This window comes from Streptomyces sp. NPDC023541 (assembly GCF_055559995.1).
Genome location: NZ_JBVHJO010000015.1, coordinates 129,008 through 154,746 on the forward strand (window position 1 = coordinate 129,008; position 25,739 = coordinate 154,746).

General features: G+C 73.1%; 16 protein-coding genes. 5 read left to right on the forward strand and 11 right to left on the reverse strand.

Features of this window, described 5'->3' with window-relative positions; all coding sequences use genetic code 11:
- Positions 1 to 30: 30 nt before the first annotated feature.
- On the forward strand, positions 31 to 807 hold the full coding sequence (locus tag ACZ3X1_RS29740; RefSeq protein WP_467281635.1) for a hypothetical protein: 777 nt from the start codon (positions 31 to 33) through the stop codon (positions 805 to 807).
- Here the strand turns inward: ACZ3X1_RS29740 and ACZ3X1_RS29745 are convergent.
- The 7 genes from ACZ3X1_RS29745 to ACZ3X1_RS29775 form a co-directional block, all read right to left on the reverse strand.
- Complete coding sequence (locus ACZ3X1_RS29745; RefSeq protein ID WP_390078942.1) at positions 726 to 1,775, reverse strand: glycosyltransferase; 1,050 nt, start codon at positions 1,773 to 1,775, stop codon at positions 726 to 728. The genes ACZ3X1_RS29740 and ACZ3X1_RS29745 overlap by 82 nt on opposite strands.
- On the reverse strand, positions 1,772 to 5,074 hold the full coding sequence (locus ACZ3X1_RS29750; protein WP_467281640.1) for a DUF4082 domain-containing protein: 3,303 nt from the start codon (positions 5,072 to 5,074) through the stop codon (positions 1,772 to 1,774). Before ACZ3X1_RS29750 ends, ACZ3X1_RS29745 begins: the two co-directional genes overlap by 4 nt.
- A 29-nt stretch (positions 5,075 to 5,103) precedes the next feature.
- Positions 5,104 to 6,219 carry a DegT/DnrJ/EryC1/StrS family aminotransferase gene (locus ACZ3X1_RS29755; RefSeq protein ID WP_356812621.1) on the reverse strand — a complete coding sequence of 372 codons (1,116 nt, stop codon included), beginning with the start codon at positions 6,217 to 6,219 and terminating at the stop codon, positions 5,104 to 5,106.
- Entirely contained in the window at positions 6,216 to 7,070 is an 855-nt protein-coding gene (locus ACZ3X1_RS29760) for a NeuD/PglB/VioB family sugar acetyltransferase (RefSeq protein WP_467281642.1), read from the reverse strand. Before ACZ3X1_RS29760 ends, ACZ3X1_RS29755 begins: the two co-directional genes overlap by 4 nt.
- Positions 7,067 to 8,227 carry a DegT/DnrJ/EryC1/StrS family aminotransferase gene (locus tag ACZ3X1_RS29765; RefSeq protein WP_467281644.1) on the reverse strand — a complete coding sequence of 387 codons (1,161 nt, stop codon included), beginning with the start codon at positions 8,225 to 8,227 and terminating at the stop codon, positions 7,067 to 7,069. The genes ACZ3X1_RS29760 and ACZ3X1_RS29765 overlap by 4 nt, the downstream gene beginning before the upstream one ends.
- Positions 8,224 to 9,219 (reverse strand): SDR family NAD(P)-dependent oxidoreductase, encoded by a 996-nt coding sequence (locus ACZ3X1_RS29770; RefSeq protein WP_356812624.1) that lies wholly within the window; start codon positions 9,217 to 9,219, stop codon positions 8,224 to 8,226. The genes ACZ3X1_RS29765 and ACZ3X1_RS29770 overlap by 4 nt, the downstream gene beginning before the upstream one ends.
- A 110-nt stretch (positions 9,220 to 9,329) precedes the next feature.
- The gene (locus tag ACZ3X1_RS29775; RefSeq protein ID WP_390078930.1) at positions 9,330 to 10,454 is read right to left on the reverse strand and encodes a Gfo/Idh/MocA family protein; all 1,125 of its coding nucleotides are present in this window, start codon (positions 10,452 to 10,454) and stop codon (positions 9,330 to 9,332) included.
- 372 nt (positions 10,455 to 10,826) lie between these two features.
- Here ACZ3X1_RS29775 and ACZ3X1_RS29780 point away from each other — a divergent pair, with 372 nt between their 5' ends.
- From ACZ3X1_RS29780 to ACZ3X1_RS29790, 3 genes are all read left to right on the forward strand, one after another.
- Positions 10,827 to 11,687 carry a glycosyltransferase gene (locus ACZ3X1_RS29780; RefSeq protein WP_467281646.1) on the forward strand — a complete coding sequence of 287 codons (861 nt, stop codon included), beginning with the start codon at positions 10,827 to 10,829 and terminating at the stop codon, positions 11,685 to 11,687.
- Between the two features lie 205 nt (positions 11,688 to 11,892).
- Positions 11,893 to 13,233 carry an MFS transporter gene (locus ACZ3X1_RS29785; RefSeq protein ID WP_467281648.1) on the forward strand — a complete coding sequence of 447 codons (1,341 nt, stop codon included), beginning with the start codon at positions 11,893 to 11,895 and terminating at the stop codon, positions 13,231 to 13,233.
- 8 nt (positions 13,234 to 13,241) lie between these two features.
- A complete protein-coding gene (locus ACZ3X1_RS29790) occupies positions 13,242 to 14,258 on the forward strand; it encodes a TolB family protein (protein WP_467281650.1) in 1,017 nt (338 codons plus the stop codon).
- Between the two features lie 17 nt (positions 14,259 to 14,275).
- Here ACZ3X1_RS29790 and ACZ3X1_RS29795 read toward each other — a convergent pair whose 3' ends face one another.
- The 4 genes from ACZ3X1_RS29795 to ACZ3X1_RS29810 are packed head-to-tail and all read right to left on the reverse strand — an operon-like array spanning position 14,276 to position 24,444.
- The gene (locus ACZ3X1_RS29795; RefSeq protein ID WP_467281652.1) at positions 14,276 to 15,139 is read right to left on the reverse strand and encodes an alpha/beta hydrolase family protein; all 864 of its coding nucleotides are present in this window, start codon (positions 15,137 to 15,139) and stop codon (positions 14,276 to 14,278) included.
- Positions 15,136 to 16,299 carry an acyl-CoA dehydrogenase family protein gene (locus tag ACZ3X1_RS29800; RefSeq protein WP_356812628.1) on the reverse strand — a complete coding sequence of 388 codons (1,164 nt, stop codon included), beginning with the start codon at positions 16,297 to 16,299 and terminating at the stop codon, positions 15,136 to 15,138. The genes ACZ3X1_RS29795 and ACZ3X1_RS29800 overlap by 4 nt, the downstream gene beginning before the upstream one ends.
- A gap of 1 nt (position 16,300) precedes the next feature.
- A complete protein-coding gene (locus tag ACZ3X1_RS29805) occupies positions 16,301 to 22,639 on the reverse strand; it encodes an SDR family NAD(P)-dependent oxidoreductase (protein WP_467281654.1) in 6,339 nt (2,112 codons plus the stop codon).
- Between the two features lie 47 nt (positions 22,640 to 22,686).
- Positions 22,687 to 24,444, reverse strand: a complete 1,758-nt coding sequence (locus ACZ3X1_RS29810) for a fatty acyl-AMP ligase (protein WP_467281656.1) — start codon at positions 24,442 to 24,444, stop codon at positions 22,687 to 22,689.
- Positions 24,445 to 25,141: 697 nt separating this feature from the next.
- On the opposite strand from ACZ3X1_RS29810, the gene ACZ3X1_RS29815 reads away from it, so the two are divergent.
- The gene (locus ACZ3X1_RS29815) at positions 25,142 to 25,513 is read left to right on the forward strand and encodes a low affinity iron permease family protein (protein ID WP_362630672.1); all 372 of its coding nucleotides are present in this window, start codon (positions 25,142 to 25,144) and stop codon (positions 25,511 to 25,513) included.
- Positions 25,514 to 25,739: the final 226 nt, after the last annotated feature.

Sequence of the window (25,739 nt, forward strand, 5' to 3'; positions counted from 1 at the left end):
GGACCTACCCCGGTCCTGCAAGGATCGGACATGAAGGAAAGGATCCCCGTGTCGCCTGGTGAGTTGGTCCGAGCGCTGCGCCGGCGCTGGTACGTCCTGGTCGTGGCGGTGCTGCTCGCGGCCGCCGGAGCGGCGGCGGTGCTGCGGCCCCAGCCGGTCCACCTCAGCTCCGCGATCGTGGTGCTCAAGCCGCCGGTGACCAGCCGGCAGCCCAACCAGCTCGCGAACCTCCAGCCGCCGCTCGCCGCCGTCTCCTATGCGGTGGTGCAGCAGCTGGACTCGCCCGCGGGAGCGGACGAGCTCCGGGCGGCGGGAGTCGCCGGTACCTATCGGATGACACCGCGCAACAGCGGCACCAGCGTCACCCCGCGCCACCTGATTCCCTCGCTGCAGATCCAGGTCGAGCACTCCGACCCCGACGTGGCCGACGCCTCCGTACGGAAGATCATCGAGGTCTACACCCGGCACCTGACCGACCTCCAGACGCAGCAGGGCATCCCGGACGCGGCACGGATGAGCGTGGACCTGCTGGTGCAGCCGCACGCCGTCGCGCGGACCGGCGACCGGATGCGGGCCCTCGCCGGTGTGGCCCTGGTGGCCGCGGTCGCCGGTGTGGCGGTGGCCCTGTGGACCGACCGGCTCCTGACACGCCGGAACCGGCGCCGGCGCGAGAGCGCCGACGCCGGTCCGCAGGAGCCGCCGCTGGAAGGGGTGGAGACGGGTCATCAGATCCCTCGGCGCTTCCAGGACCGCCACCACAGCCACTCGCGCCCCCGGTCGGCCACGGCCGACAGCACCAGCGGCTGAAGGTAGGGCATCACGCGCGGACCGATTCGCCGGCGCCTGAGCAGCGCCCGGTACTCGGCCAGCGACGTGTAGCCGTCCGGCAGGCACTCGGCCGCGAACTCCACGAGCTCGTCGACCGGCACCACGGCGGTCCGCCCCCGGTCGTAGGCCCGGTAGGCGCGCCGCAGCGCGTACCGGGCGAGCCGGGTGCGCGCCGCGACCGCCAGCCGGTCCGCCCCCGGGAGCAGATCGCCGCACTTGACGAGCACCGAGTCGAAGGCGACCAGGCGCTGGCGCAGGTCGTCGAGCTGCCCGCCGAAGTCCGTGGTGGACATGTTGTCGCCGTGGACGCGGTAGAAGGCCTGGTCGGCTCCGCGGACGTAGCCCACGTCGGCGTGCGCCGCGAGCCGCATCCACATCTCGATGTCACCGGCGTGCGGCAGCTCCGGATCGTAGCCCCCGACCTTGCGCTGGAGACTGGTACGGACGACCACCTCGGGCGAGGTGATGCAGCCGGTGCCCTCGCGGAACCGCCGGTCCAGCCACCACCGCCCGGGGTAGACCACCGACCCGGCGGACCGGGTACGGGCCTGGGGCAGCGGACCGCCGTGCCGGAAGCGCAGCGGCCTGCCATAGGCGAAGCCGGCCTCCGGATGGGCGTCGAGCAGGGCCGCGGCGCGCACGAGGGCCCCGGGGACCAGCCGGTCGTCGGCCGAGAGCAGGGCGACGTAGTCCCCGTCGGCCCACTCCAGCAGACCCTCGTTGTAGGTCGCGATGTGCCCCTGGTTGCGCTCGTGGACCCGTACCTCGATCCTCGGGTCGGCCGCCGCCAGCGCGCGCGCCACGTCCGCGGAGTCGTCGGGCGAGGCGTCGTCGATGATCAGCACCCGGACGTCGACGCCCTCCTGTTCGTCCAGGACGCTCTTGACGCAGTCGGCCAGGAAGTGGCCGTATTTGTAGCAGGGGATCACCACGCTGACCGTGCTCACTGGCCGGACACCTCCGTGGAGCCGTCCGCGGACTGCGGGGAGTTCGGCGGGGTCGTGGTGAAGACCGGACCGACCCAGTAGTTCACCGAACCGTAGGTGTTCGACGGGAAGACCGTGGCGGAGCCGTACTTGTAGAGCCCGTTGGCGCTCCCGGGCGCGTCGGCCGGGGCCACCAGCGGGTAAGAGCGGTGGGCGCCGGAGAAGTAGCCGCCGTCGACCGAGTAGTTGCCGTTCGGTGCGTGGTAGGAGGCCACGTACGTGGTGCCCGCCGTGATCGGCACGGGTGTCGCGAACTGCAGCTGCTGCCAGCCGGACAGGGTCTCGCTGCCGAAGGTGCCGGTGGCCAGCAGGGTGCCGGAGGATGACCACAGGCTGCCCGTGTGGGTACCGGTGTTGCCGGGGCCCTTGTAGAAGGTGACACCGGTGATGTAGCCGTTCACCGCCGACTGGAAGCGGGTGCCCAGCTCCACCGAGTTGGCGTCGTCGCCCACGTTGGCGGTGCTCGGCGTCGCGGTGCCGTTCCACAGGGCGCAGGGGCAGTTCACCACCGGAGGGCTCGCGCTGGTGGTGAAGTTCCACGTGACCGGCCCGGTCATGGCGTTGCCCCACAGGTCGGACACCTGGACGGACGCCGTGTAGGTGGTGTTCAGGGCCAGTTCGGAGGACGGGGTGAAGGTCGCGCTGTTCGACGCGCCGAGGACCTTGCTGCCCGGGACGGTGGCGCCGCCCGTGTCCTTCACGGTGAAGGTGAGCGTCTCCGCGTCGACGGCCCTACTGAAGGTGGCCGTCACCGCCGCCGTGATCTGCGTACCGGTCGCGGCGGACTGCGGGGAGGTACCGGTGACGGTGGGCGGGGTCGTACTCGCGCCGGAGGTGTCCAGCACCGCGTCCACCCAGTAGTTGCTGCCGGACGAGGCCTTGTTCGGGAACCCGCCCGTCCCGCTGTAGCGGTAGACGCCGTTGCCGCCGTCGGTTCCGTTCTTCAGGGCCGTGAGCGGGGCCAGGCCCGCGTCGGCGGCGGCGAAGGTGGTGTCGAAGGAATAGCCGCCGTTCGGTGCGAAGTAGGACGCGACGTAGGTGGTGTTGGGCTTGATCGGCACCGGGCTGGAGAAGTTCAGCTGCTGCCAGCCGGACGCCGTCTCGTTGGTGAAGGTGCCCGTGGCCAGGCGCTGGCCGGTGCTGCTCCACAGGCTGCCGGTGTGGGTCCCGGTGTTGGCGGGGGACTTGTAGAACCGGACGCCGGTGATCGAGCCGGCCACCGAGGAGCGGATCTTCACACCGAGTTCGACGGCGCTGCCGTCACCGGCGTTGACGGTGCCGGGCACGGCCGCGGCGGGCCACACGGTGCAGGGGCACTGCTGCGGCCCGACGGTCAGCGGGACCGTGGTGGTCGCGCCGATGTTGACGCTGTCGTCGACCGCGCGCACCTTGATCTGCACGGGGCCCGGGGTGGTCGGCGTCCAGGTGTAGCTCCAGTTCGCCAGGCCGGTGGTCGCCTTCCACGTGGTCCCGCCGTCGGTGGACACCTCGACCCGGGCCACCACGCCGCCGCCGGTGTCGGTCGCCGTACCGGTGACGGTCACCGGCCGCAGGGCCGGCACGGTGGCGTTCGCCGCCGGGCTGGTGACAGTGATGCCGGGGCCCACCGTGTCCGTGGAGGCGGTCGAGGCGACCAGGTCGCTCTGCAGGGACTTGGGCTGGACGCCCATGTCGGCGAACACGTTCACCGTGGCCTGCTGCATCCGCTTGTCGGCGGTGACCACGGTGTCGTCCGGGTTGGAGGTGGGCATGTTGGTCAGGCCCCAGGACCACTGCACCGTGCCCGCGCCGAACACCAGCGCGTGCGAGGTCTGGTCGCGGAACGCCACCAGGCTGTGCGTCGCGGTGCCGTTGCCGTAGGTGTTGCCGTAGTCCTTCAGGAGTTTGCCGTCCTCGATGTCGACCGTCGTGGACGACATCTGGATCTGCCCGGCCGGACGGCTGGCGTTCTCCACGTCGCTGTCCCACTCGTAGCCGAGCGTGCCCTGCGGGAACGTGGCGGTCTGCGAAGGGGTGAGGTTCGCGACGGAGGTGTTGCGCCACAGGCGCTGCTTGGCGAAGGTGCCCGGCACGGTGATCGCGTCGCTGCGGTAGCCGTTGACGCTGAACATCGAGCCGGTCAGCTGGTTCTGCGGCTGGAAGGGCCGGCCGCCCGCCGCGCCGGCCGGGTCCATGAAGGTGCCCGTCCAGATCCCGCTCGGGTCGGGGACGCCGTTCGGCTGGGGGAAGGACAGCTTGGTCTCCTTGTACGAGACCAGCGTCCGGTTGGCGGTGTTCGCGCCGTCGATGCTCGGGGCGAGCCGGGTCTTCCAGAAGATCTCGTTGCCCGCGAAGTACGTCTGGTGCTGTCCGGCCCGGCGCGCGTTGAGTGCGTTGGTGAACTGTTCCTGGGTCCAGTACTCGTCGTGCCCGGAGGACATGAAGACCTTGTGGTGGGACAGCAGGGTCGCGCCGCGCACCGACATGTCGATCCCGGACATGTAGCTCACGTCGTAGCCGTTGCGCTCCAGCCACGCCACCATCTGGAACTCGGAACCGTAGATCCCGTTGTCCCCGCCGATGTCCATGGGCCGGTTGTAGCTGACCTCGTAGGCCCGCCCGTCGGGCGCGGGCCCGCCCCCGTCGTAGAGGTCCTGGCCGCCGTAGTTGTTGTACGCCTGCCAGGTCTGGTCGCTGGTCTGCACCACGATGTCGGAGTGGCTGTCGTCCTTGCGGACGACGAACGGGTACGGCATCACGCCGTTGCCGTCGGCCTGGTCGAAGTTGGCCACGTAGAGCCCGGAGACGGCGTCGGCCGGCACGGACCACGTCGCGGTGACCGGCCAGTTGCCGCAGTCCACCAGGCCGGTGGAGGCCTTGGTGGCGCAGGTGGCCGGGTTCCCGCCGGGCGCGAAGTTCGCCGGATAGGTCTGGGCGGCCTGCGCCGCGGTCGACACCAGCCGGGCCCCGGTGCCGCCGTAGTGGCCGAGGCGGTACACCGACACCTTGTACGGCGTCGGCGACTGGATCTTGAACTGCAGGGTGTCGCCCGCCTGGACGCTCGTCTGGGCCGGGAACCCCTTGATGTCGCCGTAGGCGCTCGGCGCGAACCACTCCTCCATCGGGGTGCCCGGCTTGGAGTTCTCGCAGACGATCGCGTTCGTCGTGGGACCGCAGGGATCGGCCGCCGCGGCCACGGAGGCCGGAGGCAGGACCGTGGCCATCAGGGCCGCCACCACGGTGAAGAGACCGTAACGGAGCAACTTTGTCCGTTTGTTCATCTGGACCTCATTGTGTACGTCTGCACGTGTCAGCGCAGGGCGTCGGAGAGCGCGTCCACGACCCGCTGCTGCTGGGCGGCGGTGATCTGCGGGAAGAGGGGCAGGGAGAGCATCAGGTCCGCGGCCCGCTCGGCGTGCGGGAAGGCCCCGCGCCCGTGCCCGAGGTGGGCGAAGGCCGGGGTGAGGTGGACCGGGGCGGGGTAGTGCACGCCCGCGCCGATCCCCTCGGCGTTGAGCTTGCCGACCACCGTGTCGCGGTCGGCACCGCCGACCCGTACGACGTACAGGTGCCAGACGTGGACGTTGCCCTCCGCGGTGACCGGCAGGGTGACCCGTCCGGCGGCGGCGAGCCCGCCCAGCAGCCCGTCGTAGCGGGCGGCGGCGGCCCGGCGGGCAGCGTTCCCCTCCGCCAGCCGGGCCAGCTTGGCCCGCAGGACCACGGCCTGCAGACCGTCCAGCCGGCTGTTGAAACCGGCCACGTCGTGGCGGTACTTGGCGACCCCGCCGTGGTTGGCGAGCGCCCGGACCAGGTCGGCGCTCTCCTGGTCGTCGGTCACCACCGCGCCCGCGTCCCCGTACGCCCCGAGGTTCTTGCCCGGGTAGAAGCTGGTCGCGGCGATCCCCCCGCTGCCGGGGGAGCGGCCGTCCCGGGTCGCGCCCTGGCTCTGCGCCGCGTCCTCGACGACCTTGACGTGCGGCGGAAGCCGGCCCGCCAGCTCCGCGGCGGCCGCGCACTGCCCGTACAGGTGGACGGGTACCACCGCGCGGGTCGCCGGCCCGACCGCGTCCAGCGCGGCCTGCGGATCCATCAGCAGGGTGTCGGGCAGGCAGTCGACCAGCACCGGCCGGGCGCCGATCCGGGCGACGGCGCCCGCGGTCGCGATGAAGGTGTTGGCGGGCAGCACCACCTCGTCACCCACGCCGACACCGCTCGCCCGCAGCGCCAGTTCGAGGGCGTCGGTGCCGTTGGCGACCCCCACACAGTGCCGGACCCCGGCGAAGTCGGCGTACTCGTTCTCGAAGGCCCGGACCTCGGCGCCCCCGATGAAGGCGGTGTCGGCGAGCACCCGGTCGAAGCCGGCCCTCAATTCCTCGGCGACCTCGGCGTGCGCGGCCTTCAGGTCGACGAGCGGTATCTGGTTCATACGACGGGACTCTCCATCCGTGTCTGAGGCCGCGGGCCGTTCGGGCCGGCGCCGTCTTCCGTGCCGTGCGCCGCTGCCCCGGCGGGCACCGGCGCCTCCCGCGCGGGTGCGCCCGCGGCGGGCCCGCCGGATGCCCGTGGCCCGGCCGCCAGTTCGGCGAGGGCCGGGGCCCCCGCCGGCCGCAGCGGGCGGGCCGGGCTGCCGGCCCACACCTCACCGGCGGGAACGTCCGCGAGGACGGTGCTGCCCATGCCGGTCAGCGACCAGGCGCCGATCGCGGCGTACTCCCGGACCAGCGCCCCCGCCCCCACGTACGCGCCGCGCCCGACCCGCACCCCGCCGCCCAGGCGTACGCCGGAGGCGAGCGTGGCGAAGTCCTCGACCGTGTCGTCGTGCGTGAGGACCACTTGCGGCATGACCGCCACGTGGGACCCGACCCGGACGGAGGCCGTCAGCACGCAGTGCGCCAGCAGCACCGAGCCCGCGCCGAGCACCGAGGACGCCGACACCGCCGCCGTGGGGTGCACCACCGTCGCGTACCGGTCCGCCGGCAGCCCCAGGCGCCGCACCAGGCGGGCCCGTACGGCGTAGTCGCGCGGACTGCCCACGCAGACCACCACCCGGGCGGCCGGCAGCTCGTGGACCAGCTCGCAGCCGCCCAGCACCGGGACCCCGTCGACCTCCCGGCCGTGCAGCGCCGGATCGTCGTCGAGGTGCCCGGCCGACCGCCAGCGGGGAGGACGGCCGCGCGCCACATCGGCCGCGGCCACGTCCCGTACGGCCTGCGCGGTCTCCCGCGCGAAGCCGCCCGCTCCGACGATCAGCAGGTCCTCGGTCACCGGAGCGCTCATCCGCCCGCCTGTTCCCGCAACACGGCCACCACCCGCTCCTGCTGCGCCCCGGTCATGGTGTGGAACAGCGGGAGGATCAGCGAGTCACGGCTGATCCGCTCGGTCACCGGCAGCGCGGCCGCGCCGTGGCCCTCGTACGCCGGCTCCAGGTGCGAGGCCATGATCCCGCGCCGGGCCGAGATCCCGGCCTCGGAGAGCACCGCGAGCAGCTCGTCCCGGCCGACGGGAAAATCCTCGGCCAGCAGCACCCAGTAGGACTGGAAGTTGCCCTGACCGTGTGCGGGATCGCGGACCGGGCGGAGACCGGGGACCTCCCGCAACAGCTCCGCGTACCGGGCGGCGAGCGCGCGCCGCCGGGCCACGATCTCGTCCAGCCTGCCGAGCTGCACCAGGCCGACCGCGGCCTGGATGTCGGTCATCCGGTAGTTGTAGCCGACCTCCAGGTAGCTCTCGACGATCGGCTTGCTGCTCGCGTGACGCTGCGCGGCGGACACGTTCATCCCGTGCTCGCGCAGCCGGCGCAGCCGCTCCGCCCACTGTGCGTCGTCCGTCGTCACCATGCCGCCCTCGCCGGTGGTGATCACCTTGCGGGGGTGGAAGGACCAGGCGGCGAGGAGCGCCCCGTGGCCGACGGACTTCCCGCCGACCGTCGCGCCGATACCGCAGGCGGCGTCCTCCACCAGCGCCACGTCCCATTCGGCGCACGATGCGCGCAGTGCGTGCACGTCCGCCGGCACCCCGCCCTGGTGGACGGCGAGCACGGCCTTCGTACGGGGGGTGCGGACCGCGTCCACGGTGGCCGGGGTCAGATTGCCGGTGGCCTCCTCGACGTCGGCGAACACCGGCCGGGCGCCCACGTGGCGCACGGCGTTGGCGGTGGCGATGAACGACAGGGACGGGACGACCACCTCGTCACCCGGTCCGAGGTCCAGCGCGACCAGGGCCAGGTGCAGGGCGGTGGTGCACGAGCTGACGGCGATGCCGTGCTCGGCGCCCACCCGCTCCGCGAAGGCCCGCTCGAACGCGGCGACCCGGGGACCCTGGGCGACCCAGCCGGAGAGCACCGCGTCGGCCGCCGCCTTCGCCTCCTCCTCGCCCAGCCAGGGCACCATCACGGGGATCCGCGCCGGCGCGGCGGCCGGGTCGGGGGCGGTCATCGGCCCGCCTGTGCGGCCGCGTCGGCGGCACGCTCGGCGCGCCACCACTGCACCAGGTCCCGCAGCCCGGTGCGCAGGTCGATGCCGGCCGTGAAGCCGAGCCGCTCCGAGGCCCGCGCGGTGTCCGCCAGGCGGCGGGTCACGCCGTTCACGGCCCGGGCCGGGCCGTGCTCGGGCACCAGGCCGTCCGCGCCCATGGCCTCCAGCAGGCCGTTCGCCAGCTCCAGCAGGCTCGTCTCGGACCCGCTCGCGACGTTGAACACCTCGTCGGTCAGGTCCGATTCGGCGGCCAGCAGGTTGGCGCGCGCGATGTCGCGCACGTCGACGAAGTCCATGGTCTGCAGGCCGTCGCCGAGGATCAGCGGCGGTTCGCCCGAGGCTATGCGCTCCATCCAGCGGATGAGCACCTCGGTGTAGAGGCCGTGGATGTCCATCCGAGGCCCGTACACGTTGAAGTAGCGCAGGGCGATGTAGTCGAGCCCGTACATCGAGTGGAAGCTGCGCAGCATCCCCTCGTTGAAGGCCTTCGCCGCACCGTAGAACGTGTCGTTGTTGTACGGGTGGTGGCGCTCGGTCGTCGGGAACTGCTCGGCCAGTCCGTAGACCGAGGCCGAGGACGAGGCGATCACCTTGCCCACTCCGGCCGCGGCCGCCGCCTCCAGCACGTTGAACGTGCCGTCCACCATCACCTCGTTCGCCAGCCGCGGCTCTTCCGCGCACTGGGTGATCCGGATGGCGGCCAGGTGGAAGACCAGGTCGGCGCCCTCCGTGACCTTGCGTACCGCCGCCACGTCGCGGATGTCGCCCTCGACGACCTCGACGACACCGCTCGGCAGGGCGCGGGCCAGGTTGGCGGTCCGCCCCCGCACGAAGTTGTCGAGCACCACGATCTCGCGTGCCCCGTTGTCCACCAGCTGGTCCACCACGTGCGAGCCGATGGTGCCCGCTCCGCCGGTGACCAGAATCCTCTTGCCTCGTACGCTGCTGCTCAACGCCCTGCTCCCACTGAATAGGTCGTGTCTTGCGTGTGTGCACGGTCCGCGAGGGATCCGTGGGTGGTCCGCGAGAGATCCGGAAGTGTTCCGGGAGGGATCCGGGGACGTCAGCGCCCGGTGCGCAGTCCGACGACCGCGCCACGGAACTCCAGGCTGCGGGAGGCCGCTTCGAGGATGTCCAGGACCTTCAGGCCCGCCCGGCCGTCGGTCAGCGCCGGCCGTCCCGTCCTGATGGCGTCGGCGAACTCCTCGACCATGCTGCGCAGCGCCTCCTTCTCGCCGATCGCGGGCGCCACCATGTCACCGGTCCGGTAGGAGACGAGCATGTCGCGGCGCTCGTCGGCGCCGATCTCCTGAGGGGTGCTCAGCTCCACGCCGCGGTCGAACACCGAGACGCGCTGGGTTGGGTTGAGGTCGTCCCAGACCAGGGTGCGCTTGGAGCCGCCGACCATGGTGGTGCGGACCTTCGTCGGCGAGAGCCAGTTGACGTGCACGTGCGCGATGGCGCCCGTGTTCAGCTGGAGGGTCAGGTAGGCCACGCAGGACTGACCGGCCCCGATCGGGTCGGCGCCGGTCGTGGCGACGGCCACCGGCTGCACGTGGTCGGGGAGGATGAAGTCGAGGACCGACAGGTCGTGGGGGGCCAGGTCCCACAGGACGTCGACGTCCTTCTGGACGAGCCCGAGGTTGATCCGTACCGAGTCCACGAAATGGATCTCGCCCAGTTCACCGGAGCGGACCATCTCCCGGATCCGGCGCACCGCCGGGGTGTAGCAGTAGGTGTGGTCGCACATCAGGGTGAGACCGCGCTTCTCCGCCTCCGCCACCAGCCGCATCCCGTCCTCGTACGTGGAGGCGAGCGGCTTCTCCACGAGGACGTGCTTGCCGGCCCGCAGGGCGGCCAGCGCGACGTCCAGGTGCGTCCCGGCCGGGGTGGCCACGGCGACCGCCTGGACGGACGGGTCGGCGAGGACCGCCGCGTAGTCCGAGGTGGGCTGCACCGTGGAGTACCTGCCGAGCACCTGCCGTGCCCGGTCGACGTCCAGATCGCAGAGCCACCGCAGCCGGAACTGCGGACTGGACTGGAAGTTGCGGACGAGATTGGGTCCCCAGTAGCCCGCGCCGACCACCGCGACGCCCAACGGTGCCGCGGACCCCCGGCCGGAGATCCCGGCACTCTGCCCGACGGTCTGGGCGGCGCTCTGCGCGCCGTCCTTGGAGGTGTCCTTCACAGCGTTCCCTTCCTTCCGCGCACGCCGACCGGCGTGTCGACAACCCGTGGCCGGGACGCGTGTGGTGAGAGGAGGAACGCCGTCGTAGAGGGCACGCCGGACGCCTGCGCGTCCCGTGCGTGACCTGCTCGACGGTGATGGCCCCCCACAACCGATGTTCTGCGTGAATCGCGTATGCCGCCCCCCGGCCCGACCGCCCGTTCCCCACAAGCAGCCGAAGCCGTACCACCCTTGCCGGTTCCGGATCGTGGCCGGCCGCGCCGAAGCGTGCCGAATCCGGTCGGCGCCGCTCAATCTAGTCCACCGGGCGTACCCCCGGGCAGAGTTGGCGGAATCGCCGGGAGCCGGCGTTCGAGCGTGCATACTGCGCGGGTGACCAGCATCGTGATACCGGCCCACAACGAGGGCCGGGTCATCGGCCGGCTCCTCGACGCGCTCCTGGCCGACCCCTCGGCGTCCGGGCCCGACATCGTCGTGGTGTGCAACGGCTGCAGCGACGACACCGCCCGGGTGGCGGGCGCGCACGGCGCCCGCGTACGCGTCGTGGAGATCCCGACTCCCTCCAAACACACCGCACTTCGGGTCGGGGACGAGCATGCGCGCGGCTTCCCCCGGCTGTACGTGGACGCCGACGTCGTCCTCGGGGCCGCCGACGTACGCGCCCTGGCGGGCGCGCTCGACGGGGACCCGGACCTGCTCGCCGCCGCACCCGGCCGGGACATCCCGCTCACCGGCTGCGCGTGGCCGGTCCGCGCCTACTACCGGGTGTGGCAGCGGCTGCCGGCCGTCCGCGAGGGCCTGTTCGGCCGGGGCGTCATCGCCGTGACGGAGGAGGGGCACCGGCGGATCGCCGCACTGCCCCCGCTCATGGCCGACGACCTGGCCGCCTCCCTCACCTTCGGGCCGGGGGAGCGGAGCGTGGTGGAGGCGGCCCGGGTCGTCGTGCGCCCGCCGCGCACCTGGTCAGACCTGATCCGGCGCAAGGTCCGCGCGGCGACCTCCTCCGCCGAGTACGAGCGCTTCCAGGCGGCACGGGAGGCCGGGGCGGGCGCCGCCCCCTCGGCGCGCACCGCAACGTCCGACCTCCGCTCCCTGCTGCGCGCCGATCCGGAACTGCTGCCTGCCGTCCTGGTGTTCGCGGCGGCCGCGCTCGCCGCCCGCCGGGGCGCCCGCAGGGCCGTCCGCGACCGGGACTTCTCCACCTGGCTGCGGGACGAGAGCAGCCGGCAGTGACGCAGCGGTGCGCGGGGGGTGTCCTGTAGGTCGGACCGGATCCGGGTGCGGCGCCAGGGCCCGCGAGCCCGGCCTGACCGGCAGGACGTCCCCCAGGGCCGAATCGCCTCGTACGCACCACAGTTGGCCCGTACAAGCACTAGGGTTCGGGATCGACTCGCACGTCCGAACGACTCAGACCGTCTGCACGGGGGAGCTCCAGAGCATGTACCTCGCGGACCGCTCCGCGCCCGCGGGCGCGAAGACCGCGCCGGACCGGAGATCCGGCAGGGCGCCGGCGGTCGCCCCGACCGTCCTCGCCCTGGGCACGGTCAGTCTGATCACCGACATCTCCTCCGAGATGGTCACCGCCGTCCTGCCCCTCTACCTGATCGCGGGGCTGGGCCTGAGCCCCCTCGGGTTCGGCGCGCTCGACGGCGTCTACAACGGCGTCAGCGCCCTGGTCCAGCTCACCGGCGGCCACCTCGCCGACCGGGTCCGCAACCACAAGCTGGTCGCCGGCATCGGCTACGGCCTGTCCGCGCTGTGCAAACCCCTGCTGCTGCTCGCCCACAGCCTCGGCCCGATCAGCGTCGTCCTCGCGCTGGAACGCACCGGCAAGGGCCTGCGCACCGCCCCGCGCGACGCGCTGATCTCCCTCTCCACCCCCGACCGGTTACAGGGCCGGGCCTTCGGCGTGCACCGGGCGATGGACACCACCGGGGCGCTGCTCGGCCCGCTCGCCGCCTTCCTCATCCTCGGCGTGGCCGTCGACGGCTACGACGCCGTCTTCGGCGTCAGCGCCTGCGTCGCCGCCCTGGGCGTCGTCGTGCTCATGCTGTTCGTCCCCTCCGGCGCGGGCGGCACACCGCCCCCCCGCCCCCGGACGGCCGCCGCGCCGCCCGCCCCCGAGCGGCCCGACCCCGTACGGCTGCGCGACGCAGCGGCCCTGCTGCGCCTGCCGCGGCTGCGGGCCCTGGCGCTCTGCGCGGTCCTGCTCGGACTCACCACCATCAGCGACGCCTTCGTCTACCTGCTGCTCCAGCGCCGGACGGGCATCGACGACCAGTGGTTCCCGCTCCTGCCGCTCGGCACCGCCGCCGTGTTCCTGCTGCTGGCCGTCCCGGCCGGCGCCCTCGCCGACCGGATCGGGCGCCGCACCGTCTTCCTGACCGGCCACGCCCTCCTGCTCGCCGCCTACGGGCTGCTGCTGTGGGCCCCCGCCTGGCCGGCCCTGCCCTACTTGGTCCTCGCCCTGCACGGCATGTTCTACGCCGCCACCGACGGGGTGCTGCCCGCCGCCGTCGCCGCCACCGTCCCCGAGTCGCTGCGCGCCACCGGCCTGGCCCTGGTCGGCACCGGCCAGGCGCTGGCCCGCTTCGGCTGCTCGCTGGCCTTCGGCGGGGCGTGGACCCTCTGGGGCACCGGCCCGGCCCTCGCCGCCGCCGCGGCCGGCCTGCTCTGCTGCGCGGCCGTCGCCGGCTACGTGCTGCGGCCGGCCCCGCCCGCGCCCTGCGCACCTGCGGCAGCTGCAGCCACTCCGCCCGACCCGGCCCGACGCCCGTGAGGAACCCGATGACACGCTCCCGCCGCCTGATCGTCCTCGCGGTGGCGGTGCTGCTGCTCGGGGGCGTCGGCGCCGCCCTGGTGCAGCGCGCCGCCTCCCGCGCCGACCAGCCCCGTACGGGCGGCGCGGAGGCGACCGCGGGGGCCGTCACGCTGACGGCCGGGCGGGACACGCTGGCCTTCCTGGGCAGCGGGCAGGGCCCGGACCGCGGGGCCCTCACCTCCGTCCCGGCCGACGCGCCCGACGGCCCCCGCACCGTGTCCGACCTGACCTGCCGGCGCTTCCACGCCGCGGCGGGGACGGGCGTGTGCCTGCGCTCCAGTCCGGGCGCGCTCGCCCAGGACAACAAGGCGGTCATCGTCGACGCCGAGCTGCGCCAGGTGCGCAGCTTCCCCCTGGCGGGCACGCCCAGCCGGGCCCGCGTGTCCCCCAGCGGCCGCTTCGCCGCCTGGACCGTGTTCGTCTCCGGTGAGTCCTACGGCGCCGCGTTCTTCTCCACGCGCACCGCGATCCTGGACACCAGGACCTGGAAGCTCGACGCGAGCCTGGAGGAGTTCGCCATCACCATGGACGGGCGGGACTACCGCGCCCAGGACGTGAACTTCTGGGGCGTGACCTTCGCGAAGGACGACGACACCTTCTACGCCACCCTCTCCACGGCGGGCGAGACGCACCTGGTCAAGGGCTCGGTCTCGCGGCGCTCCGTCACCACCCTCGCCAAGAACGTCGAATGCCCGTCCCTGTCCCCGGACGAGACGCGCATCGCGTACAAGAAGCGGGTGCGGGCCGGGGCCTCGCTGTGGCGCGAACACGTCATGGATCTGGGGACGTCGCGGGACCGTCCGCTCGCCGAGAAGCGCAGCGTCGACGACCAGGCCGCCTGGCTGGACGACCGTACGCTCGCCTACGCCCTGCCCGCCGAGGGCGCCGCCGACCGTACGGACCTGTGGACCGTGCCGGCCGACGGCTCCGGCAGCCCCGAACTGCTGACCTCCGGGGCCTCCTCCCCGGCCCGTCTGGGCTGACGGGCCGGGGAGGGCCGTCAGACCTGGTCCACGAAGCTGCGTACCCGTGCCACGAGCGCGGCGCTGTCCCGGATCCAGGCGTAGTGCCGGCTGCCCTTGGCGCCCTCGCCGAGCGCGAGCTCCCAGTACGTCACGCGGGCGCTCGTGAGCTTTCCGGCGAGGGCGCGCACCCCGCCGGGCGGTGCCATGGCGTCGCCCTTGACGGCGACCGCCAGCACCGGCAGCTCCAGCTTCGCCAGCGCCGGCTCGAAGTCCACCTCGCAGGACGGCACGTGGTAGCGGCCCGTCCGGACCTGCGTGGCCATGTCCCTCAGGACCTGCGCGGAGTCGTTGCCCAGGACCCCGATGCGGCGGCCGGGGAAGTACCCGTACACCGCGGCGAACGCGGCCGCGAGCTGGAAGGCGGCGAGCATCCCCAGACTCTGCGGGAACGGCCAGCCGCGGTAGTGGCAGGAGGGGGCTCCCACCAGGACCGCGCCCGAGGCCATGTGCGGCTCCTGGCTGAGGTAGAGGGCGCCGAGCTGCCCCCCGAGGCTGTGCCCCAGGAGGTGGCGCGGAGCCGCCGGGAAGGCCGCCTGCACCGCGCGGAAGAGCGCCGGGTAGTCGTACGCCACCATCTCGTGATAGCCGTAGCGCACCCCCCGCCCCGCGCGCACGGAACTCGTGCCCTGCCCGCGCAGTTCGCCGACGGCCACCTGGAAGCCGGCCCCGGCGAGGGCGTCCGCCAGCGGGGCGTAGGCCGCGGCCCTGGTGCCCATGGCGGGCATGCACACCAGGACGGGTGCCGACGGATCGTCGGGCCTGCGGTGCAGCCGGACCTGTGCCGTGGCGCCGTCCCCGGCGCGCACGGTCTCGGCGGTCACTTCGACGGACGTGCTCACAGACCTCCCTCGCTCGTGGCCGTCCTGCGCATTTCGCGGAACACGTTCAACAGCTGGATCTCGCTGGAGCCCTCGAAGATGGTCAGGGCGCGCGCGTCCCGCCAGCGCTTCTCGACGCCGTGGTCGGCGGCGATGCCGCGCCATCCGTACAGCTGGAGGATCTCGTTCGAGGCCCGGACGGCGAGCTCGGTGGCGTAGTACTTCGCCATGGAGCTCTCCTTGCCGAAGGGCAGTCCCTGATCGGCCAGGGCCGTCGCCTCGTCCAGCAGCTTGCGGGCGGCGCACAGCTCGACGTACAGCCGGCCCAGTGTCAGCTGGACGTGGCTGAGGGTGTCCATGCGGTCGTCGGGGTAGACGCGCCGCTCGCCGACCCAGGTGAGCGCGTCCCGCAGCATGGCGGCGACGATGCCCGTGCCGCAGGCGGCGCCGCCGATGCGGATGGTCGCGAGGAGTTCGTTCAGCAGCATCTCCCCGTCCCCGGCCCTCCCGATCAGGCTGATCGGTTCCAGGGCGACGTCCCGGAAGGTGACCGAGGGCGTGGGCAGGCAGCGGAACGCCGCCTTGTCGATGTCCTCGCTCACGGTCACGCCCGGAGCGTCGCGCGGGACGGCGAAGAACGACAGGCCGCGTTTGCGGTTGTCCATCACCGTGTTGGCCAGGACGATGAACACGTCGGCGACGGTCCCGTTCCCGGACATGCACTTGCCGCCGTTGAGCAGCCAGCCCGAATCCGTCTGCACGGCGCGGGTGGTGGCCGCCAGCAGGTTGGAGCCGTTCTCCGGCTCGGTGAGCCCGAGGGCCGCGTAGCCGTTGTCCTTCAGCAGCCGCGTGACGAACAGCTCCTTCTGCTCCGGGGTGCCGGCGGCGACCACGGGGTGCAGCGCGCCGCGGTTGAACACCAGCGTCCACGTCATCCCCGGGCAGACCGCGGACAGTTCGCCGATGACCTGGCCGAACTCCGTGTAGGACAGCCCGGCGCCGCCCAGCTCCTGGGGGAAGGCCGCGTTGAGGATGCCCTCGGCGGCGGCCCGCTCGTGGATCTCGACGGGGAAGGCCCGTTCCTCGTCGTAGCGGCGTACGTGCGGGGCCATCACCTCATCGGCAAACGTGCGGAATTTCCGCTTCCACTCTGATCGACTGCGAGATTCTTCCACGACCATCCTAAGAAACGGTGACGACGAACTTGCCGATGTTGGCCCGGTTGCGCAACTGCGTGATCGCCTGCGGGGCGTCCTCGAAGGCGAAGACGCCGCCCACCGAGGGACGGAGCACGCCCGCGTCGATCAGCTCGACGAGGCGGTCCATCAGCGGCCGCAGCCGGGACGGATCACGGGCCAGCGCACCGACGTTGACGGTGCAGAAGGAGCGGCTGCTCATGAACAGCTCGCGGCCGTCCACGGCCAGGTCGAGCACCCCCGCTGCCCCGATCTCGATGAAACGCCCCCCGGCCCGCAGCAGCTCCAGGCCGCGGCCCACCGCGTCCCCCGAGAGGGAGTCCACGACGAGGTCGAGCCCCTGGTCGGGGGTGAGCTCCCGTACGGCGTCGGCGAAGTCCGCCTCCGCGTAGTTGATCGGGTGCTGGACTCCCAGGGCCCGCAGGTGGTCCAGCTTGGCCTCCGTGCTCGCCGTCCCGAACACCGTGGCGCCGTGGTGCAGCGCCAGCTGCACGCAGGCCGTACCGGTCGCGCCGGCCGCTGCCTGGACGAGCACCCGGTCGCCCGGGTGTACGCGCGCCTCCCGTTCCAGGCACGCGATGGCCGTGAGGCCGCTGATCAGCACGGAGACCGCATCGACGGCGCCGACGCCTTCGGGCAGCGGAGCCACCGTGTACGCGGCCGTCGTCACGCGGGCCGCGTAACCGCCGTCCGGGGTCAGCGCGATGACCGCGTCGCCGGGCCGCACGTGTTCGACGCCGTCGCCCACCGCGTGGACGACGCCGGCCACCTCGTGCCCGGGGACGAACGGGGGCGTCGACAGGAACGGGTGGAAACCGGTGGTCGCCAGGACGTCGATGAAGTTGACGCCGACGGCCCGCACGTCGATGACCACCTCGCCCGGCCCGGCCTTGCGCACGGGAACGTCCCGCAGCCGCATGTCGAGCCCGGCCGGGCCCGCGGCGATGGTGTAGCCGGGGACGGTGCTGTGCAGCTCCGCCCCGTCCAGCGTGACCTCCTGCGCGCTCTGCGCGGGCAGCTCGGGCAGCGCTTGCGCCCCCTCGGGCTCGGCCGGCCCCAGCAGCCCCTCCAGGTGGAGCCCCACGGCGTCCACCGTCCGGTGGTTGAACATGAACGTCGCCGGCAGCTCCAGCCCGAAGTGGGCGCCGATCCGGCGGGTGAGGGACACGGCCAGCAGCGAGTCGACCCCCAGGCGGTCGAAGCGCGCAGAGGTGTCGATCTCGGCGGGGGAGCGGCGCAGGGCCCGGGCCAGCTCCGCCCTGACGAAGTCCGCCGCCGAGCCGGCCGCGCCGTCCGGACGCGCAGCGCGCGCCCGCGGCGCCGCCCCGGCCTGTCCGTGCCCGCGGTTGAACCGGTCCACCAGACCGTCGGCGACCTCGTCGCCCACGTCCAGGACCGCCAGCTGCAGGTGGGAGCTGCCCAGGGTCCGCAGGAACGCGGCGGCGCCCGCCTCCGGCGACATCGGGTGCAGCCCCGACTCCAGCAGCTGGGCCTGGTACTTGGGGTCGGCGACCATTCCCAGCTCCGCCCAGGGGCCCCAGTTGACCGTACGCACGGGCGTGCGCCGGCTGCGCACCGTACCGGTCAGCGCGTCGAGCGTGGCGTTGCCCGCCGCGTACGCGCCCTGCCCGGGCGTCACGAACAGGCTGGCCATGGACGAGAACAGCACGATGAAGTCCAGGTCCTCCGACGCCACCGCGTCGATGAGGATCCGGGCTCCCTGCTCCTTCGGCGCGATGATCTTGTTCATGCGCTCGGCCGACGTCGACTCGACGAGCGCGTCGTCGAGGATTCCCGCGGTGTGGATCACACCGTGCAGGGCCCCGAAGCGGCGCAGCGTCTCGTCCAGGGCACGCCGTACCGCGGCCGCGTCCGTCACGTCCGCCTGGAGGTACAGCAGCCGCCCGCCGGCCGCGTCGACCGCCTCCTCCAGCCGCGGGTCGACCTCCGGACGGCGCCCGGTGAGTACCACCCGCGCGCCCGCCTCGCGGGCCAGCGTGACCGCGAGCGTGGAACCGAGCCCGCCCTGGCCGCCCGTGATCCAGTAGACGCCGCCGGGCCGGAGGTCCGCCTCGCCGGAGGCCGGCTCGACCGGGGACAGGGACGGGACGGTCCGCTCCCCGTGCCGGTAGCGGACGCAGAACGCGCCGGGCGCCGTCGCGAGCTCCGCGGCGATGTCCCGGGCGAGTTCCCGCGTCGCCAGCTCCTCCGGCTCGACCCGCACGGCCCGCCCGGACCAGCTGGCGCTCTCCTGCTCCAGGGCGCGCAGCAGCGGGGGCAGCGCGACGTCGCCGGTCACCAGCGCCAGCTCGCGGCGCGCGGCGGACCCGGTGCGCGCGGCGGCCCGCAGGAACGACAGGAACGCCTCGCGCTCCGGCTCCACGACGAGCAGGCGCGCCCGCTCCGGCAGCGACTCCAGGAACGCCGCCGCCTCCTCTCCCTGTGGCAGCGGGGCGACCGAACACCCGCCGCCGCCCCGGCCCAGCTCCTCCACCAGCGCCGCACACCGGCCGGCGTCCGCGGTGAGGAGGACGACGGGCGTGGCGGCGGCGGTCGCGTCGGTCTCGGCGGGCCGCGGCTGCGGCCGCGCGTCCACGGCGAAGAAGCGCATGGAGTGCCGGGTGCGCATCCGCTTGAGCGACACGCCCGTGAACCGTACGAGGACCCGCCCGTCGGGATCGAGTACGTCCACGTCACAGTCGAAGGTGTCGGCGTCGGCCTCGAGTTCGCCGAGCAGCCGCACGTGGGCGAAGGCCGGACCTGACCAGGGCGCGAAGACGTCGACCCGTCCGTAGCCGAACCCCACGAACGTCCCGTCGGCGCCGCCGTCGACGGACAGCCCGGCGATGGACTGCATGGCCCCGTCCGCGACGTCCGCCGGCAGCGGCCGGCCCGCGGTCCGCGGGGACGGGGGAGCGAGCCGGGTCAGCAGCTCCTTCTCGCCCAGCCACATCCCGGTCACCATCCGCATGGTGTCCCCGTACGAGAGCCCCGACGCCGCCAGGTGCTCGTAGAGGACATCGGGCTCGACGCGCCGCGGGCACCGCAGGCGGATCGCGGACAGGTCCGCCGCGTCCGGGGCCGGCGGGGCCTCGGACCACATGGCGGAGACGTGCTCCTCCCACGCGGAGCCCCGATCGCCGGCCGCCCGGCTCTCCACGGACAGGAAGGGCTCGTTCCCCGCGCGGACCCGCCGGGAGACCCGCACGTGCCGGGCCTCACCCTCGGCGACGGCCAGGGGGTTCGTCACCAGTACGTCGCTCAGGCCGTACCCGCCGACCCGGTCCGGATTGAGATCCTTCAGCGCCGCGTCGAGCATCCACGCGGCGGGCGCGATCGCCCGTTCCAGCACCCGGTGGTCCCGGATGACCGGCAGCGCCCCGGTGACCAGCGTGCCCTCCGAGCGGGGGCCCTCGGGCTCCACCCAGTGCTCCTGGCGCTGCCAGGGGTACGCGGGCAGCCGCGTGCCCGCCCGGGGCCGGCCGCCGAAGAAGGCGGCCCAGTCGATCTCGCACCCGGCCTCGAACAGCGCGGCGACCGCTTCGTAGGGCGCCCGGCCGTCCGAGCGCCGCATCGCCGGGACGGCGGCCGCGGCGCGGTCGTCGTCCTCCAGGCACTCGGTCACCGACACCGACAGCAGCGGGTGCGGACTCATCTCCAGGAACACCCGGTGTCCGGCCGCCCCGGCCGTGCGGACCGCGTCGGCGAACAGCACCGGCTCGCGCAGGTTGCGCCACCAGTAGCCCGCGTCCAGCGCCTGCGCGTCGAGGCGCTCCCCGACCAGGGAGGAGTAGAAGACGGCGGTCGCGGCACGCGGCGACAGCCCGGACAGCTCGGCGGTGAGGTCCTCGCGCAGGTCCTCCAGCAGCGCGCAGTGCGAGGCCACGTCCACCTTGACCCGCCGGCAGAAGACGCCCTCGGCGTCCATGGCGGTCACGAACGCGTCGACGGCCGCGGCCTCCCCGGACACCACCGTCGTGCTCGGCCCGTTGTGCGCGGCGAGCGAGAGCCGGTCCCCGTAGGGCTCCAGGGCCTTGCGCACGTCCGAGACGGGGAGCGAGACCAGCGCCATGGATCCTTGGCCGCGGTGACGCATCATCAGGGCGCTGCGCCGGCAGATGATCCGCGCCGCGTCCTCCAGTCGCAGCGCGCCCGCGACGTGGGCCGCCGCCACTTCACCCATGCTGTGCCCGACGACACCGGCGGGCCGCACGCCCCAGGACCGGAAGAGCGCCGCCAGCGCGACCTGCATCGCGAAGAGCGCGGGCTGGACGACGTCGATGCGCTCCAGCAGCGCAGCGGCGTCCTCCTCGGTCAGGACCTCGCGCAGCGACCAGTCGACGTACGGGGCGAAGGCCTGCTCGCAGCGCGAGACGGCCAGGTCGAAGGCGGGCTCAGACTCCAGCAGGGCCCGGCCCATCCCGAGCCACTGCGCGCCCTGTCCGGGGAACACGAAGACGACGCCCGCCTCGTCCGGTACGCCCCGCGCGGCCGTGAACGGCTCGCGCAGGCGGCCGAGGAGCTCCTCCTTGTCCGCGAAGGCGAAGGCGGCGCGGAACTCGCGCCCCCGTGGCCCGCCGCGTCCCCGCAGCAGCGTCGCCGCGGCGGTGTCCCGGCCCAGCTCGTGCTCGTCCACCCCGGCGGCCCAGGCCGCGTGACCGGCGGCCTGCGCGTGCAGGGCCGCCTCGGTGGCGGCCGACAGGGCCAGGAGCCGTACGGGGTGCCCGTCGCCCGCGGGCGCCGCCGGCTCCGCCTCCGCAACGGCGGCGGGGGCGGGGCCGAGCACCGCGTGCGCGTTCGTGCCGCCGAAACCGAAGGAGCTCACTCCGGCCAGACCGAGCTCCTCGGAAGACTCCCAGCGGCGCAGCGAGGTCTGCACGCGCAGCCCCAGCCCGTCGAAGTCGATGTCCGGGTTCGGCTCCGCACAGTGCAGGGACGGCGGGAGGGCCCCGTGCTCGAAGGAGAGGGCCAGTTTGATCAGGCCGGCGATGCCGGCCGCCGCTTCCAGGTGCCCGAGGTTCGTCTTCACCGAGCCGATCGCGCACGGCCGGTCCTCGGCGCGGCCCTGCTTCAAAACGGTGCCCAGCGCGGCGGCCTCGATCTGGTCGCCGATCGCGGTGCCCGTCCCGTGGGCCTCGACGTAGCCGACCTCCGACGGGCGGGCGCCCGCGCCCGCGAGCGCGAGGCGCACCACGTCCTCCTGCGCCCGGCGGCTGGGCGCCAGCAGGCCGTTGGTCCGCCCGTCCGAGGTCACCGCGGACCCGCGGATCACCGCCGAGACGCGGTCCCCGTCGCGCAGCGCCTCGCTCAGCGGCTTGAGGACGACCGCACCGGCGCCCTCGCTGCGCACGTAGCCGTCGGCCCGCGCCGAGAAGGCCTTGCAGCGGCCGTCGGGTGCCATGACGCCCGAGTTGTCGAACGCCTCGGTGATCGCCGGGGTGAGGATCACGTTCACGCCGCCGACGATGGCGACGCCGCATTCACCGCGGCGGATCGCCTCGCACGCGAGGTGGACGGCGACGAGGGACGAGGAGCAGGCCGTGTCGACGGACAGGCTCGGGCCGCGCAGGTCGAGTACGTAGGAGAGCCGGTTGGCGGCTACGCTGGACGCCCCGCCGAGCAGCGAATAGGCGTCCGCCGAGGGCGAGTTCGCCAGGACGTCGCGGTAGTCCGAGCTGGAGATGCCCACGAAGACGCCGGTGGCCGAACCGGCCAGGCCGTACGGGTCGATCCCCGCGTCCTCCACGGCCTCCCAGGCCACCTCCAGCATGAGCCGCTGCTGCGGGTCGATCTTGGCGGCCTCGTGCTCGCTGATGCCGAAGAAGTCCAGGTCCAGTCCGCCGACGCCGCCGAGGAAGCCTCCGACGCCGGCGCGGTCGGTGCCGCCGTCGCCGCGGCCCCAGCGCGCGAACCGGTCGTCGGGGACCCGGCCGACGGCGTCCACGCCCCGTTCGAGCAGGTCCCAGAAGGCCTCCGGGCCGTCGGCCCCGGGGAACCGGCACCCCATGCCGATGATGGCGATCGGCTCGTCGTGGGCCGCGCCGGCTGTGGCGGTGCGGCGCGGTGCGGTGAGGCCGCCCCGGTCGGGCCGCCTGCCCTGGAGGTGGTCCAGGATCTCCTTGAGCGTGGGAAATTCGTACGCGACCGTCGGCGAGACCTTCCGGCCCAGCAGGGCGCCGAGTTCACCGGCCAGCGCCACCGCGTCGATCGAGGACAGGCCGTAGGCGGCCAGCGGCTCGTGGACCGATATCTCGTCTGCCGAACTCGTGCGGGCCAGCTCGGCGATGCGCCGGCGCAGCCAGGTTTCCAGCTCGGTGTCCTTCATGTGCTCCCCCTGTGTCGTGCTGTTCCGCTGTTCTGTGGTGGTGCGGGTCAGTGCTGGGCGTTCCACGGCGACCGGCCGGCCAGGTACTCCTTCCGGGTCTCGCGGCGCTGGAGCTTGCCGCTCGACGTCTTGGGGAGGGTCCCGGCGGGCAGGAGGACGACCTCGCGCACGGTCAGCCGGTGCTCCTGGGCCACCGCACGCAGCACGGCGTTCACGACGCCCTCCTGGGCCTCCCGGTCCGAGCCGTCGCCGGCCTCGCGGCGCAGCTCCGCGGCGACCACCACCTGCTCCACGCCGTCCGTGGTGACACCGAAGGCGGCGACGCAGCCGGGGCGGATCGCGGGGTGCGCGCTCTCGGCGGTGCGCTCGATGTCGTGGGGGTAGTGGTTGCGCCCGCCCACGATGATGACGTCCTTGATGCGTCCGCAGACGAACAGACCGTCCTGCGTCTGGAAGCCCAGATCGCCCGTACGCATGTACGGGCCCTGGTCGTCGCCGTCGGCGAGCGTCGCCTCGAAGGCCTCGCGGCTGAGGTCGGGACGCTGCCAGTAGCCGACCGCGACGCTGTCGCCCGCGACCCAGATCTCACCGACCTGTCCCGGCCGGCACCGGGTGCGCGCCTGCGGGTCGACGACGGCCACGTCGAGGGCCCGGCTGACGCCGCAGCTGACCAGGACGCGCGCGCCCGGGCTGTCGTCGGGCACGACCACCGCGGCCCCGCGTTCGAGCTCGTTCTCGTCGAAGGACCGGAACACCCAGGGCCGTTCGATCGGAGCCCCGCTCACCAGCAGCGTGCTCTCCGCGAGCCCGTATACCGGAACGATGGTTTCCGGGCGGAATCCGGTGGACGCGAATGCCTCGGAGAACCGCTTCATCGACTCGGCGCGAATGGGCTCGGCACCATTCGTCGCGACGAGCCAGGACGAAAGGTCCAGGGTCGCGCGGTCCTCCTCGGTGACTTTCCGGGTGCACAGATCGAACGCGAAGTTGGGGGCCGCGGAAAGCGTTCCCCGGTACGTCGATATCGCGCGCAGCCAGCGCACCGGACTCTGCAGGAACGCCACGGTCGGCATGGAAACGGAATGGATCCCCATCATCGCCGGAACGATGATCATCGAGATCAGTCCCATGTCGTGATAGGGCGGCAGCCACCCCACGACAACCGTGGAGCCGTCCATTCCGAGGGACGTGCGGATGAGGTCGGTGTTGTGGGTGAGGTTGCCGTGGGTGACCATCACACCCTTCGGCCGTCCGGTCGAGCCGGAGGTGTACTGCAGGAAGGCGACCGACTTCGGTTCCGGGGACGGTGCGGACCAGTTCGCTCCGGTCCCCTCCGCGATCGTGTCGACCGCCAGCCAGGCCGTCTCCTGGACCTCGGGGATCGTACGCGCCGTCGTCTCGATGGCCGCCCGGATCCCGGCGGTGGTCAGCACGGCCGCGGGCTGCGCGTCCTCGGCGATCCCGGCCAGCCGCAGCAGGCCCCGGGCACGCTGCGCCGGGTGGGGGAGGTACGCGGGCACGGCGACGACGCCCGCGTAGAGGCAGCCGAAGAAGGCGACGACGAAGTCCTGGCCGGGCTGGAACAGCAGGAGCGCACGGGAGCCGGGCTCCACGTGCGCGGCGTGCAGGCTCGCGGCGACGGCCCGCGCCTTGGCGTCGAGCGCCGCGAAGGTCAGCGAGGGCTCGGCCTCCTCGCCGTCGGGGAGGAAGGTGAACAGCGGATGGTCCGGTATGCGCGCGGCGTGCGCGCGCACGGCGTCGACCACCGTCTCGTAGTGGATCTGGTCCAGGGCAGCGTCAAGCATTCTCAGCCTCATTCAATGCCGGATCGGATGTTCGCACCGGGTGCGGGCCGGCAGGCGGACGGCGAACGTGACGCGCGGCGCCGGGAGGGCTGCCGCGCGGGGTTCCCCCTCTTCGGGGTGCCGGAGCTCCGGGGCTCACGGGGCCGGTGTTCTCCGCGGTACCACGGATCTGGGGACGAGGATGCGCGGAGCTCTCCGGGGCGATCGACCCGAGGTCACGCAGCCGGCGTCCATCGCATCCTGATCCGCAAACATCGGCCTGATTCATTCCCCTGCGATGGGATTGGCGGAGTGGAGCACGGAAACAGCCAAAGCTGGAATAGGAGTACTGGTCAGTACTGGTCCAAACCTTAGGTTGACCCTTGCTGCGAGGTCAACTCGCTTTGAATGGCCGGAAGTTGTCTGCAATTCCGGGCGGCCCGAATGGTTTCGGCCATCCTCGGCCGGGGTCGGGGGCAGTCGACGGGCGGGACGGGGGTATCCCGAGCGGGGGTGACGGGGGCGAGCGTCGGATGATCGTGTTTGAAGCTTGCTGAGCGAAAATGATCGTTTGGCGCGGAGTCATCTTGCCAATCTGGCGCAATATCTTCTCGGCGGTGCCGTGCGGGGTATGGGCCGTTCGGCCCGGCCGCGACACCTTCGGGCACAAGCGGGCGAACCGGGTGGTTCGGGGTGCCGCAGCGGGCAGGCGTGGAGCATGACCTTTGAGCACCCCGCGAAGAAGGGCGACGACGACGAGCTCGGGCGGTTCGAGAAGCTCGCGGAACTGGCGTCCAACTTCACCAGCTCCGCTCCCTTCTCCGTGTTCTGCGTCCTGCTGGTGGCGGCCTTCCTCGTGGTCCACCTGCTCCACCTGGACACGAGCTGGCAGCACTTGGTCGGCGACGCGATGGGCGCGGTGGCCCTGCTCCTGCTGGCCCTGCTGAAGAACTCCGAACGCCGCGCGGAACACGCCATCCAGGTCAAACTCGACGCCATCGCCGCGGCGCTGCTGGAACAGCAGGAGGGCGAATGGGGTCAGGCCCACAAGAACCTCCAGAAGGCGATCGGCCTGGAACACCACGAGTAGCCTCCCGCCGGGGTGGCCGGGGCCCTGCGGTTCGGCTGGGGCGGGTGGGTGGTGCTGGGGCGCTGCCCCGGGCCCCGCGCCTCAATCGCCGGCGGGGCTGGTGGGGTAGGGCGGGTGCCGTGGCCCTGCGGTTCGGCTGCGGCTGGCCGGTGGGTGCTGGGGCTCCGCCCCAGACCCCGCGCCTCAATCGCCGGCGGGGCTGGTGGTGTGGGGCGGTGCCCCGCCG